This is a genomic window from Mesorhizobium sp. M4B.F.Ca.ET.203.01.1.1 (assembly GCF_004791025.1).
GTDB classification, from domain to species: Bacteria; Pseudomonadota; Alphaproteobacteria; order Rhizobiales; family Rhizobiaceae; genus Mesorhizobium; species Mesorhizobium abyssinicae.
On sequence record NZ_SRUO01000005.1, the window covers coordinates 481986 to 495847 of the forward strand.

Annotated in this window: 12 protein-coding genes; 3 read left to right on the plus strand and 9 right to left on the minus strand. The window is 66.2% G+C overall.

The annotated features are described in order from the left end of the window. Positions 1-15 precede the first annotated feature (15 nt). The 5 genes from EN846_RS14900 to EN846_RS14920 form a co-directional block, all read right to left on the minus strand. On the minus strand, positions 16-1077 hold the full coding sequence (locus EN846_RS14900; RefSeq protein ID WP_127392074.1) for a glycosyltransferase family 4 protein: 1062 nt from the start codon (positions 1075-1077) through the stop codon (positions 16-18). Positions 1078-1144: 67 nt separating this feature from the next. Beyond that, positions 1145-2323: a hypothetical protein gene (locus EN846_RS14905; protein ID WP_127392075.1), complete on the minus strand. Its 1179-nt coding sequence runs from the start codon at positions 2321-2323 to the stop codon at positions 1145-1147. Between the two features lie 41 nt (positions 2324-2364). Then, positions 2365-3375 (minus strand): succinylglutamate desuccinylase/aspartoacylase family protein, encoded by a 1011-nt coding sequence (locus tag EN846_RS14910; protein ID WP_127392076.1) that lies wholly within the window; start codon positions 3373-3375, stop codon positions 2365-2367. A gap of 10 nt (positions 3376-3385) precedes the next feature. Then, positions 3386-3730 carry a RidA family protein gene (locus EN846_RS14915; RefSeq protein WP_127392077.1) on the minus strand — a complete coding sequence of 115 codons (345 nt, stop codon included), beginning with the start codon at positions 3728-3730 and terminating at the stop codon, positions 3386-3388. 37 nt (positions 3731-3767) lie between these two features. Next, positions 3768-5090 (minus strand): alanine racemase, encoded by a 1323-nt coding sequence (locus tag EN846_RS14920; RefSeq protein ID WP_127392078.1) that lies wholly within the window; start codon positions 5088-5090, stop codon positions 3768-3770. 77 nt (positions 5091-5167) lie between these two features. On the opposite strand from EN846_RS14920, the gene EN846_RS14925 reads away from it, so the two are divergent. Beyond that, a complete protein-coding gene (locus tag EN846_RS14925; RefSeq protein WP_127392079.1) occupies positions 5168-6109 on the plus strand; it encodes an amidohydrolase family protein in 942 nt (313 codons plus the stop codon). Here the strand turns inward: EN846_RS14925 and EN846_RS14930 are convergent. Genes EN846_RS14930 through EN846_RS14945 form a run of 4 tightly spaced genes read right to left on the minus strand, consistent with a single transcriptional unit; the run spans position 6083 to position 10592 of the window. Then, the gene (locus tag EN846_RS14930) at positions 6083-7054 is read right to left on the minus strand and encodes an ABC transporter permease (RefSeq protein ID WP_127392080.1); all 972 of its coding nucleotides are present in this window, start codon (positions 7052-7054) and stop codon (positions 6083-6085) included. The genes EN846_RS14925 and EN846_RS14930 overlap by 27 nt on opposite strands. Continuing rightward, positions 7051-8016, minus strand: coding sequence for an ABC transporter permease (locus tag EN846_RS14935; protein WP_127392081.1), 966 nt, complete (start codon positions 8014-8016; stop codon positions 7051-7053). Before EN846_RS14935 ends, EN846_RS14930 begins: the two co-directional genes overlap by 4 nt. Continuing rightward, positions 8013-9521, minus strand: a complete 1509-nt coding sequence (locus EN846_RS14940; protein ID WP_128272850.1) for a sugar ABC transporter ATP-binding protein — start codon at positions 9519-9521, stop codon at positions 8013-8015. Before EN846_RS14940 ends, EN846_RS14935 begins: the two co-directional genes overlap by 4 nt. 18 nt (positions 9522-9539) lie before the next feature. After that, a complete protein-coding gene (locus EN846_RS14945) occupies positions 9540-10592 on the minus strand; it encodes an ABC transporter substrate-binding protein (RefSeq protein WP_127393913.1) in 1053 nt (350 codons plus the stop codon). A gap of 235 nt (positions 10593-10827) precedes the next feature. On the opposite strand from EN846_RS14945, the gene EN846_RS14950 reads away from it, so the two are divergent. Continuing rightward, a complete protein-coding gene (locus tag EN846_RS14950; RefSeq protein WP_127393914.1) occupies positions 10828-11625 on the plus strand; it encodes an IclR family transcriptional regulator in 798 nt (265 codons plus the stop codon). A gap of 677 nt (positions 11626-12302) precedes the next feature. After that, positions 12303-13862, plus strand: a 1560-nt coding sequence (locus tag EN846_RS14955; protein WP_210236113.1) for a VCBS domain-containing protein, incomplete at its 3' end; no start/stop codon positions are given.

Here is a 13862-nt window from a genome sequence, read left to right on the forward strand (position 1 = left end):
ATCAGGCTGCGCCTCTCACGACGCCTTGGCTTCGGCTGAATCGCCGATGAGGCGCGCATAGGCCGCTGCATAGTCGCGAGCCATTCTGGTGGCGGAAAACCGCTTTTCGAAGGCCGCCCTGACCTTTCGACGGTCCAGGCGAAGCAGCGCCGGCACTGCCTCGATCGCCTCGTCCATCGACTCCACGACAAATCCGGTCACGCCCTGGTCGATGATCTCCGGCAAGGCGCCGCGATTCCAGGCAATCGACGGCGTGCCGCAGGCCATCGCCTCGATTGGAGCCAGGCCGAACGGCTCCGGCCAATCGATGGGAAACAGCAGGCCGGCCGCCTTGCCGAGGAAGTCGGCCTTCTCGTCCTCGGCGATCTCGCCGACATAATCGACGCGGTCACCGTCGATCAGCGGCTCGATCTCGTCATGGAAATAGGCGCGGTCGTCGTCGCCGATCTTGGCCGCCAGCTTCAGCTTCAACCCCGAGCGGCGCGCGATCTCGATCGCGCGGTCAGGCCGCTTGTCACGCGAGAGCCGACCAAGAAAGGCAAGGTACGGTTCCTCCTTCGTCGTCTCGAAAGCGGGCCGGTAGATATCGATCGGCAATCCGTGGTGGATCGTCGCCAGCCACTTGGCCTCGGCCAGCCCCGCTCTCTGGCTGCGCGAGATGGAGATCATCGGAAAGCGCGGGAAGCGCCGGTAGGCGGGCGCCAGATCGACATAGTCCAGCCTGCCATGCGGCGTCGTCACCGTCCGTCCGGCCATATCCGCGAAGAAGGGAAAATGCAGGAAATGGCTGAGATGGAAGTGGATGAGGTCGAACTCGTGCGCCCGCTCGCGGACCTCGGCCAGCATCGCCAGATGCGCTGCTATCTCCGATTTCTTAGGGCGCGGGTCGAGGCGAAGCGCGCATTCCCGGCCAGGGATGAGCCTCGCGGAGGTGCGGCTGTCACCGCTGGCGAACAGCGTCACCTCGTGCCCCAGCGCCACCAGCGCTTCCGTCAGGTAGGAGACGATCCGCTCGGTGCCGCCATAGAGTTTCGGCGGCACGGACTCATAGAGCGGCGCGACATGGGCAATTCGCATGATGTCTCCAGCTGATTGGCACAGGGCCAAAATGCATCAGCCGGCAGATCGTTCCGGGTTCCGCTTCTCAAGCTGACAGCGCCGCGCCGACCCAGTCGAGCCGCGCGGCGGGAACGAGGCCGTAATTGTAGAAGTTGATGCCGTCGACGCCGGGCGCCCTCGCCGGCTTCACCTTGGCAGCGAGCACGTCCGCGCCGGCCATCTCCGGATAAAAGAGCCGGTAGCCGGTGCCGAGGAACTTTTCCGGGCCGAGCGCCGCGCGTCCGGCTTCGAGCAGTCCAGCGACATCGCCCGCCTGCATGTCATAGGCGCACAGGATCGCCCCATCGCAGACCTTGCCGAGCGCGGCGAGATCGCAGCCGCCGAGCCAGCCCTCCTTCAGATCGATGATGACGACCCTGGTTGACGGATGCGCCACCTCGCGCAGCTCGGCGACCAGGCTGGTCACTGGCTCGAAGCGCCAGGCGAGATACGCATGCAGTTCCGGCCATGGCAGGAAGGTGTCGAGTCCCCCTGCAGGGAAATCAGGAAAGCGTCGCTCGGGCACGGCGCGCTCGCAGGTCTCGGCGATCCATTGCCTGACCAGCTTTCGCGCCGGCTCGCCATCGACACCGGCCTCGGCGGCGCGATCCAGGCAGGATGGGCAGAAGCACAGCGACAGCAGGAAATCGTCCTCCGGCGTCAGGCCGACACCATCCTTTTCGTGATGGTACTCATGCGCAAAGCCCATGAAGGATGGGCTCTCGAGCTCGATCCTGTCCGGCCTGTAGCCGTGCGAGATATCCGCGACCAGCGCGCGGACATAGGCGCGCGCGTCCGGATGCGAGGGACAGAGATTGTAGTAGTTGGCATCGCCGAAGGCGTTGCGGGTGACGGCCTCGGGGTGAAGCATGCCGAGGCGGGTGTTGTGCAGGCACACTGTCCAGCACGAGACCCCAGGCCCGCCCGCCTCGCGACGGCGCACGAGCTGGCCGAGCACGTCGCCGCCTTCGCCGGCCACATCGGCCACCTTGGGCTGGATGGCAAGGTCGGCCCAGCGCGCCGCCGTCGGCTGGAAGTAGATGGTGCCATCCTCCGGAAAGTAGGCCTTCCGGCGCGGGCTGCGCGGCTGCAGGAACCGCCCGGCATGGTAGGACGTGGCGAGGCTGATCATGTTCAGTCCCGCGCGCTGGGTTAGATCGCGTTCGACCGTCTCAAGGCCGAGATCCTGGATGTCCCAGGGATAGGTCCACATCGATAGCTGCATGCTGATCCTCAAGTTCGTAGTGTGGCCAGGAGCCTCGGTCTTCAGCCTTCGACCGGCTCGGCCACCTGCATCAGACAGTCGCCAGCCTCGCACATCGTGTGCAGCCGGCGCGACAGCACGATGCCGCTCTCGGCGAAATGCATGGCTTCCTCGTCGACATCAAGCCGTTCGAGGTCGTGATACCAGCCGGCCAATTGTCCAGCGCTCACGCTGTCACCGAGCCTGACGGCGGGCTCGAACCAGCCGCGCCGCGTCGCATAAATGCCCTGGCTGTGGCGGGACAGCGAAAGCAGGCGCGTTGGAGCGGCAGCCTCGGCATCCGGCGCGAGCACAGGGGCCTCGACCACGCCCAACGCCACCATCAGCCTGTCGAGTGCGCGGGCGGTGAGCGCCATCGAATCCACCGTGGCCGTGCCGCCGCCACCGAACTCGCCGCTGACGCCGATCGCGCCGGCCCGGCGCGCGGCACCCATCGAGGTTGGCGAGGCAGCGCCATTGTCGGCAATGAAGCCATAGGGCATGCCGAGCGTGCGCATCAGCTCGACGCCGCGCCGGTGGCGCTCGGGCTCGGCATTGCGTTCGACCAACGCCGTCGGCAGATGCTCCATCGAGGTGCCGCCGGAATGGATGTCGAAGACGACGTCGTGGCGGGCAAACAGCTCGGTCTCGAGGAAATTGGCCAGCCGGCCGGTCGGCGTGCCCGAGGGATCGCCCGGAAAGGCGCGGTTGAGGTTGCCGCCGTCGAGCGGCGAGCAGCGCTTGGCGGCCATCACCGCCGGCGCGTTCGCCATCGGCAGGATGGTGACGCGACCCCTGATCCGCCTGGGATCGAGCCTGCGCACAAGCTTGGCCAGCGACAACTCGCCCTCATATTCGTCGCCGTGATTGCCGGCCATCAAAAGCAGCGACGGGCCTTCGCCGTTGCGGATCAGGCAGATCGGCACCTTGACCTGGAAATAGGGCGAGCGGTCGATCGAGAACGGAATGCTCAAGTGCGCGAGCGTCTTGCCGTCGCGGTCGAAATCGAGCGTATGGACGAGGCCGGTATGCATGGCTCCCCCCTCAGACAGCCGCGACCGCCGTGACCTCGATGCGCAGGTCCGGATCGGCCAGCCGCGCCTCGACGCAGGCGCGGGCAGGCAGCCGCGTTGGGTCCACCCAGGCATCGTAGATCTTGTTCATCGCATCGAAGTCGCCGATCTGCGGCAGGAAGATGTTGACCGCTACGAGCTTCGACTTGCTGCTGCCGGCTTCGATGAGCAGCGACTCGATCTTGGCCAGCACATCGCTGGTCTGCGCCTCGATCCCGGCCTTGCGGTCGTTGGCGACCTGTCCTGCTATGTGCACTATGCCCCCATAGACGACGGCCTGTGACATGCGGGAGCCGGACTGGAAGTATTTGATCATGTCGGATCCTTTCGAGAGTCTCTTCTTGTGGCCCTGATCAGCCGAAATAGGTGGGGAAGGCGTGCGTCACATGCCCGCTCTCGTCGACGCCGAAGATGACGCGGTAGCGGTCGAGGCAGGTGCAAGGATGCGAAATGCCGAATTCGATGACGTCGCCGACGGCGATGTCATCGTCCGGCTGAAGCGACAGAAAGGCGTGCTGGTCGTTGAGTTTCACGACCTCGCCTTTTAATGGCACCGCAAGCGGGTGGCCGCCGCGATAGACCGTCAGCGGCTTCGGGAAACCCTGGTCGAACGAGACGTCGCGCATGCCCATGCCGCAGATGGCGAGACCGGTCTCCGGCCGCGACAGCACCTCGGCCCAGATGCGCAGCGCCGGGCGGAACGAACGCCGCGCCGAAGCGCCGGCGCCATCGACGGCAAAACCGTTGCGGGCATCGACCGCGCCCAGCGATCGGTCGTAGACGCCATGGTCGTGGAAGAAGATGGCGCCGCTGCGCAGCACCAGCGTCGCCTTGCCGTCCTTGGCGACGATCGGCGACAGCGCCGCGACCACCTTATCGAAGAAGACCGAACCACCGGCCGTCATGATCAGCGGCGTCTCGCCGCCGACACGGGCGCGAAGCCTGAGGAACATGTCGCCGACATTCGCCAGCAGCGCCGAGACGACCTCGTCGGTGCGGACCGGATCGGGCTCCGCGGCTGCCCCTTCATAGGTCGCGACGCCTGCGATCAGCAAGCGTCCGCCGGTCGCCGCGATCGCATCGGCGATCGCCTCGGCTTCGGCGGTGCTTCGCGCACCTGCCCTCGCCGCGCCAAGCTCGACCAGCACGCGCAACGGAGCAAGCAAAGCATTGGCGCGCCAGGCCAGCACCAGCGCGTTCACGGCGGCGACCGAGTCGGCGAAGACATAGAGCTCGGCGTTCGGCCAGGCACCGGCAAGCGCCGCGAGCCGGTTCGCCCCGCCGGTGCCGCCGACCTCGTTGGCGATGATCAGCCGCGTCAGTCCGGCCTTGAGCATCACCGTGGCCTGCCTGATGTCGGCGACCGTGGTGCCCCACGCGCCAGCCTGGACCAGTGACCGGGCTAGGTCGGGCGCCATCGGCGTCTTGGCATGCGGCGCGATCTCAGCCCCATGCTCACGGACATAGCGCAGGAACAGGTCGCGATTTGACGCGAAGGCGGCCTCGTCGAGCGTCAGCAAAGGCAGCGACATGCGGCCACCAGCAGGATGCCAGCCTTGCAGTCCGACATGGCTGCTGTCTAGCGCGGCCGTGCCGGGCGGCACGCCGCGAATGCGGTCGTCGAGCCAAAAATTTTCATGCACGGCAAGCGGCGGAGCCGATGTGTTCTCGCTCATCGAATGCTACCTCTTGCGCCATCGCCAAACGAGGGCCTGACCGATTGCCGGCGCCCCCCACAGCCTGCGAGAAACGCGTGCCAGCCCCCTACTCCGGACCGATCATCGACGCCCATCATCATCTCTGGGACCTCGGCCTCGGCCGGCACCCCTGGCTGAACGCCACGGCCGGCGAGCGCGGCGGCCTGGGCGAGCTTGGCCCGCTGCGCCGCAACTATCTGCCGCAGGATTATCTGCGCGATGCCGGCCGGCATAATGTCGTTGCCAGCGTACATGTCGAAGCCGGCTGGGCCGCCGGCGACTGCGTCGGCGAGACGCGCTGGCTGGAGACGCTCGAAAAGTCGCAAGGCGTCGCAGCCCGCTATGTCGTCCACGTGCCGCTGGCCAGCCGACAGGCGCCGGCGATGATCGAGGCGCAGGCCGCGTTCGACCGCGTCGTCGGCGTCCGCGACATTCTGAGCTGGGATCCTGATCCGGCGCGCCGCTTCGCCGCCCGCGACGGCATCATGGACGATCCGGCCTGGCGCTCCGGACTGAAGCTGCTCGGGCGCTACGGTCTCTCTTTCGACCTGATGGTGTTCCCGCGCCAACTGGCTGACGCCGCTCGCCTCGCCGCGGCGTTTCCGGACCAGCAATTCGTCCTCAACCATTGCGGCAGCCCGATCGACCGTGACGCCGACGGCATGCGCAGGTGGCGCGACGGGCTGCGGCTGCTGGCGCAGCGCGACAACGTCGCCGTCAAGATCTCCGACCTCGTCGCCTACGATCATGACTGGACGCTCGACAGCCTGCGACCGGTGGTCCTGCACTGCATCGACTGTTTCGGCGCGGATCGCGCCATGTTCGGCTCCGACTTTCCCGTCGCCGGCCTGCACGCCTCGTTCGACGAGGTGTATGACAGCTTCAAAGCCATTTCGGCTGGCCTTTCCGCGGACGAGCAGGGAGCACTGTTCTTCGGCAACGCAAGGCGCATCTACCGGCTGGACGAATTGTCATCGGCGGGCCTGCTCCCTGCCTGAGAGAAGCAGCAGGCCGAGAATCAGCGAGCCGAACAGGATGCTGCGCCAGCCGGGCGATGCGTTGACGACGGTGATCAGCGCGGTGATCGTCACCAGCAGGATCGCGCCGGGAATGGTCCCGGCATAGGTGCCGAGCCCGCCGAGAATGGACGTGCCGCCGAGCACCACCGCCGCGATCGAGGCAAGCAGGTAGGGATCGCCGATCCCGACATAGCCCTGTCCGTTCATGCCGAGCACAAGCACGCCGGCGAGCCCCGCGGTGAAGCCGCTGATGCCGTAGACGGCAAGCGTCGTCGACGTTACCGGCACGCCGGACAGGGTAGCGGCAAGCGGATTGGCGCCCATGGCGAAGATGCGCGCGCCGAAAGGCGTGGCATGCATCACCGTCAGCACGATCGCGGAAACGGCCACCCAGAGCAGAATGCCCGCCGGAATCCCGGCCGGCCGCGCATTGCCGAGCCAATGGACGAGCGGGTTTTCGGCCGTAACGGCGCTGCCGCCCGCAATGATGATCAGCAGACCCTGCAGGAAGGTCGCCATGGCCAGCGTCATGATCATCGGATGAACGCGCAGCAGCGCGACGCCAAGTCCATTAACCAGGCCGATCATTGTGGTCAGCGCAAGCACCGCGAAGACCGGCGCAAGGCCGGTCGGATCGGCCTGCCATGACAGCAACGGCAGGCTGATGGCGCTGACGGTGACGATCGCGGCAACGGAAAGATCGATGCCGCCGGCGATCACGACGAAGGTCTGGCCCGCAGCGACCAGGCCGATCACGGCGCCAAGTTCGACCAGATAGCGCAGATGGCCATAGGCGCCGAAGCCGCGCGAGGCGAAGCTCGCGCCGATCCACACCGCTGCGACGATGGCGACGGTGAGGAAAGGCCGGCTCTTCAGGATCGCCACGGCGCGCCTGCCGCCCGCGTTGTCGTTCCAGGCTGTCATGGCTGCACCTTGCGGAATTGCGGGATGGCGACGGCGCCGATGATGATCAGCCCCTGCGCGACATACTGCGCCACCGGCGTGAAGCCGAGGAAGAACATGACGCTGATCATCAGGCTGAGCAGCAGGCTGCCGGCCAGCGCGCCGCGCATCGTGCCCTGCCCGCCGAGGAAGCCGATGCCGCCGAGCACGGCGGCGGCGATGGAGTTGAGCGTGAAGGCGTTGCCGATCACCGGATCGCCCGAGCCCGTCTGTGCGGCGACGAAGAGGCCGGCGCTGGTCGAGAGGAGGCCGCTGATCGCATAGGCGGCGACGCGCGCCATATCGACCGGCACGCCGGACCGATAGGCGCCGACCGGATTCTCGCCGGCAGCATAGAGGCTCAATCCCAGCGGCGTCGCCAGATAGAGCTTCCACAGCAGGACGATCATCACCAGAAGCACGAAGGCAGCGGGGGTATCGCCGGCCAGCAGGTCGGAGAGCCATTCCGGAATGGCGCCGCCTGGCCGCGGCAGGATCAGCAGCGCGGCCCCGCCGATGATGAAGGAGCCGGCGAGCGTCACCACGATCGCCGGCAGGCGAAGCCTGACGACGATGAAGCCGGTGACGGCTCCGATGCCGAGCCCGGCCGTTGCAACGGCAGCAGCGCCGCCGGCGACGCCGAGCGGGCCCGCCATGGTGGTCGCGGCGATGACGGCGCCGAGGCTGACGGTGGCGCCGATCGCCAGGCTGATGCCGCCGGTGAGCATGAGGATCGCCTGCGCCATCGCCACCAATGCCAGCGGGAACCAGCTCTGGGTGAATTTGGCGAAGCCGGAGGCCGTGAACAGACCGGGGAACAGCACGCCGTAGGCGATGAGAAACGCCAGCACGACGACGAACAGGCTGCGCACGCCGATGTTGCGGCGCGCCTGCACCGGCCAGTAGAGCGAGCCGGCAGGTTTCGCGGAGGAAGAAATGCTCATGCCGCGACCTTCTGCTTCTCGGCGCCCATCGCCGCCGACACGATGGCTTCTTCGCTCAGCGCCGCGCGCTCGAGGGTGGCGACGATGCGGCCTTCCCGCACCACCGCCACGCGGTCGCACAGATGCACCAGCTCCGGCGTGTCGGAGCTGAGCAGTACGACGGCCTTGCCGGCGGCGGCGAAGGCGCGCAGCATCAAATAGATCTCGCGTTTGGTCTCGACATCGACGCCGCGCGTCGGGTCGTTGAGCAGCAGCACCAGCGGATCGTGCGGCATCCATTTCGCCAGCGCCACCTTCTGCTGGTTGCCGCCGGAAAGCGCCTGCGCCGGCCGTTCAAGATCGCCCTTGATGGCAAGCTGCGCGGCAAGGCCCTTTGCCGTCTTGCGCTCAGCCAGGCGGCTGCGCAGCTTCAGCGCCGGCAGCCGCGCGAAAGCAGGCAGCATCATGTTGGTGATGATCGGGTGGATCAGATGCAGTCCCTCGCGCTTGCGATCGGCCGGCACATAGGCGAGGCCGAGCGCATTGGCCTTCGGCACGCCGCCGGGCAGGCCCGACGCGCCATTGACGCTCGCCGAAGCCGTCCTTGCCGGAATGGCGCCGTAGAGGCCGAGCAGCAGATCCTCCTGCCCCTGCCCGACCAGGCCGCCGATGCCCAGCACCTCGCCCGTCCTGATGTCGAAATCGACGTCGCGCATCAGGCCGGCCGAGAAGTTGCGGACCGAGATCGCCGTGGCCGTCGACGCGGAAGGCTGCCACTTGGGAAAGAGATCGCCGGGGTCGCGGCCGACCATCAGCCGCACCAGCCCGCTGGCGTCTGTTCCGTCCAGCGAACGGTCCGCCGTGCAGGTGCCGTCCTTGAGCACCGTGACATGCTGGCAGAGCGCCATCACCTCGTTCAGCCGATGCGAGATGTAGAGGATGGCGATGCCTTCCCGGCGCAGCCGCTCCAGCAGATCGGTCAGGATCTTCGTTTCCGTCGCCGACAGCGACGAGGTGGGTTCGTCGAGGATCAGCACCCGCGGCCGGCGGTAGAGCGCCTTGGCGATCTCCACCATCTGCCGGCGCCCGAGCGACAGATGCCCGACCGGCGTCGACAGCGGCTCGTGCAGCCCGACGAGGCCGCACGCCGCCCTGGCCCGTGCGGCGAGCTCATTGTAGTCGACCAGGCCGAAGCGCTTCGGATAGGCGCCGAGGCCGATGTTCTCGGCGATCGAAAGGCTGGCCGTCAGGCTGAGCTCCTGCTGCACGACGGCAATGCCGGCCTGCCGCGCCAGCGCCGGCGTCATGCGCGCGACAGCGCGCCCGTCGACCTCGATCGCCCCACCATCCGGGCGCAAGGCCCCGGACAGAAGGTTGATCAGCGTCGACTTTCCGGCGCCGTTCTCGCCGAGCAGCGCATGCACGCGGCCGGGCTGGAGAGCGATCGAAACCTCGCGCAGGACGGGGTTGCCGAAGAAAGCCTTCGACACCCCCCGCGCGGCAAGGAGCGGAGCCCTGGTTGTCAATTCTACAACCCTTCCGGCTTACTTCTGCGCCAGCAGCTTCTTGAACAGCTCCTCATCGTAGGGCGAATAGATGTAGCCGTCAGCCGGGAAATCCTTGGCCCTGGCGAGGTATTCGTCGATGTTGGAATTGTCGATCACCGGCAGCGGGATCTTGACGAAGGCCGGCACGTCCTTGCCTTCAAGCGCCTGAACAGCGGTGTAGGTGGCGAAGGCGCCGAGCCAGTTCGGCTGCATGGTGGCCCAGCTCTTCAGGCCCTTATCCTTCCACAGTTCGAGGAACTGGCGCGCGTTCTCGCCGGTGATCGGCACCTGGTCGCGGCCCTGCTTGTCGAGCGCCAGCACCGCGCCCGCCGACAGCGCGCCGCCGAGCGACAGGATGCCGTCGATCTCGGGATTGGCGAACAGCAGGCTGGTGACGGCTTCCTGCGCCGGCGCGACATTGTAGGGCGTGTTGGTCTCGGCCAGGACCTTCACATCGGGATGAGCCTTCAACTCGGCATCGGCGCCCTTGCGGCGGTCGTCGCTGACCGAGACGCCGGCCGGGCCGTTGAGGATCAGGATTTTGCCCTTGCCGCCGATGGCGTCGATCAGGAATTTGGCGGCCTGGTCGCCCCACTGCGAGGAATCGGTGTTGACCTTGGCGGTCACCTGGTCGGTGTCGACGAGGCTGTCGAAATTGATGATGGCGATGCCCTTGGCGCAGGCGTCGGCGATGACGCGCGCCGGCGCGGTCGAGGAACCGGCGATCAGGATGATGGCGTCGACATTGGAATCGATCATCGACTGGATCTGCTGGATCTGCACGTTGGCGTCGCCCTGGGCGTCGGTCACCACCAGCTTGTCGACCAGACCCTGCTTCTTCAGCGTTTCGACCTCGGCCTCGATGGTGCCCTGCGTCTGCTTCATCCAGGTCGGCACCGAATAGATGTTGGCCCAGCCGATCGTGTACGGCGCCTTGCGGTCGCCCTTGATGCATTTGGCGGCGGCATTGGCCTGCGAGCCTACGCCCAGGGCCAGGACGAGACCGAGGCAAAGGGCGCTGGCGGATGCGAAAAACGACGATTTCATCATGACTGTTCCCCTTCAGTGGTTGTGTCCGGGCGTGCGGGGTCGGGACGACAAAACACCGGTTGCCGCGTTGCGGAACCGCCCGTTCTTTCGTCTGGACTTCTCTGTCCGGCTCGTTAATCTGTCCGGTATTTCAGACATCCTGTCTGTATATCGGACAGACGGGATGCTAGACCGAGCCTTGACTTCTTTCAAGCGTCTTGAGACGAGGACTTAAAAATGATTTCGGGCGGCTGAAATGAGCGATGGCGAGACCAATCTGATCGAGGCTGGCAGTGCGTCACCGCAAGGTGGCGAGCGGCGCCGTGGCATCGACCGCGTCATCATGCTGCTCGAGGCGCTGCTCAGGCACCGCGCGCCGGTGCGCGTCGGCGACCTCGCCAAGATGATCGGTGCGCCGCGCTCGACCACCTACGAGATCGTCAACAGCCTGCTCGAAGCCGAGATGCTCGAGACTGTCGGCACCGAGGGCTATGTCTATTTCGGTCGCGCGATGCACCTGTTCGGCTGGGCCTATTCGCACCACAACGCGCATTACCGGCGCATCCTCGAGACGCTGGACAGGATGGCCGCGGAGACCGGCGAGACGGTTCAGATGTGTGGGCTGCGCGGCAACAAATACGTCGTCCTCGACTGCCGCGATTCGCCCGGACCGTTCCGCATTTCCAGCGATGTCGGCGTCGAGGTGCCGATTCCGTGGACGGCGTCGGGACGTCTGCTGGTCGGCCATATGGGCAAGGAAGAGCTGAAGAGCTTCATTCCCGCCGGCGACTACAAACTGCCCGACGGCCGAATCATTCCTGCGGAAGAATTCTTCGCCGACGTCGAACTGGCGCGCCAGCAGGGCTTCAGCGAGACCGCGGCGCTCGCTGACCGCTTCACCTGGTGCATGGCCGCGCCGATCCAGGACGGCCACGGCGCCATCAACAAGACGCTCTGTTTCGTACTGCCCGTCGACACGCCGGAAGCGCGCCGAAGCGAGTTGCTTGCCCTGCTGCGCGAACGCGCCAGCGGCCTGTCGTTGGCGGGAAGCTAGCTCTCGCCGACCGGCTCACCGAGTTCGGCCACGAGATCGCGACGCCGGCCGAGCCACGCCGGATGCTTGGCCTGAAAGGTGCCTCAGGATTTTGATGCGCGCAGTTGCTTGGCGAAACGCGCCCGGTGTCGAGCAAGGCCGCCGGACCATCGGTCCCCGCCCTCTTGGCCGCATGGGGAAAAGAGCGGCAAGGCGGAGCTGAACCACGCGGTCTCTACCGGCGCGGCCTATCTTCCGGATGCGTTGATTGCCGCGCGACTGGTCCTGCGGCCATGCGTCGAAATGAGTAGCGGCCCTAATATTAACTGTTATGCCAAGCAGGATGTTGACGCCTCCTCGCTGACAGGGTTAATAATACCCTAATATAAGCGTCGAATAAAATGGCCCCCGACCGGCAACAACGGGTTAAGCGACGCTAAAGGGGCTGGGGAGACGCAGCGCGGCGATCGCTTTCGCCGCAGCCATCACCATTTGAGCCACCACCCGCCTGTGACCGGCCACGCATTTTGCTGGCCGTAGCTCAGCGCCGGCATCGGGGCCCTCTGGTGCGCTGATACAATCGATGTCTGCCGGTATCTGCGCGCCGGCTGTGCAACATTTTCAGTCAAGAAGCGGCTGGTCTTTCAATGGGGTCGACAGGCGGTGGGGCGTCTGTCGTTAAACAACAGGGGTGAAAAATGGCTACTCAGGTCACCGGTGCCGGCGGCACCACGACGTCTTTTTCCAACACACCGCAGGCCAAGGATGACACCTTCCTCTATTCGGAAGATGCGACTGGCATTCTGATTCTGAATGTGCTGGCGAACGACCTGGGCGGCGCGGCCAAGACTCTCTACTCCATCGACGACACCATCAGTGCCTCGACAGCGACGAAGACATATGCGCCGGCGGACCTGCTGACCAAGGACATTACATACTCCAGCTCCAACGACAGCGCGGGAGCCGCCGGGACCACCGACACCAGCCAGCTGGGCGCCAAGATCTGGATAGCCAGTGACGGCACGATCCACTACAGCACGGCCAGCATCGACGGACTGTTGCAGTCGCTTGCCGCCGGACAGGTCCTTGTCGACTATGTGACCTACGCCATCCAGCTCGGCAACGGCACGCTGAGCTGGGCCACCGCCGCCATCCAGTTCACCGGCACGAACGACAAGCCGGACATCCATCTGGTGACCACGGACAGCGCCGCCGCGTCGCTCACCGAGACCAATTCGCCCCTGACCGCCAGCGGCACGCTGACGGTGAACGATGCAGATGTTTCCGATACGGTGAGCGCGAGCGTGACCTCGGTGTCGCTCGGCGGCACCACCGGCGGACTGAACAGCGCCGCCGTGATCAACATGCTGACGGTGTCGCCGGCATCGCTGTCGGCCAATCCGGGCGAGACCCACAATCTGACCTGGACCTTCAACTCGACGCCCCAGGCCTTTGATTTTCTTGCCGCCGGCGAGACGCTGACCCTCACCTACACGATCACGGCCGACGACGGCCATGGCGGCAGCGACAGCCAGCTCGTCACCGTCACCATCCATGGCACCAACGACAGCGCGGTGATCGGCGGCGTCTCGACCGACGACGTCACCGAGGACAATGGCGCCGACGGCATCGTTGCCGGCAACCTGACAGCCGACGGACTGCTGACCATCACCGACGTTGACGCCGGCGAGGCCAATTTCACCACCCAGGCCGCCACCGCCGGCAGCAACGGCTATGGCACCTTCACCCTCGCCGCCGACGGCAGCTGGACCTACACCGCCGACAACACCCAGGCCGCCATCCAGCAGCTCGGCGCCGGCGACACCATCACCGACAGCTTCACCGCCGTCTCCTCCGACGGCAGCGACAGCCAGCTCGTCACCGTCACCATCCATGGCACCAACGACAGCGCGGTGATCGGCGGCGTCTCGACCGACGACGTCACCGAGGACAATGGCGCCGACGGCATCGTTGCCGGCAACCTGACAGCCGACGGACTGCTGACCATCACCGACGTTGACGCCGGCGAGGCCAATTTCACCACCCAGGCCGCCACCGCCGGCAGCAACGGCTATGGCACCTTCACCCTCGCCGCCGACGGCAGCTGGACCTACACCGCCGACAACACCCAGGCCGCCATCCAGCAGCTCGGCGCCGGCGACACCATCACCGACAGCTTCACCGCCGTCTCCTCCGACGGCAGCGACAGCCAGCTCGTCACCGTCACCATCCATGGCACCAACGACAGCGCGGTGATC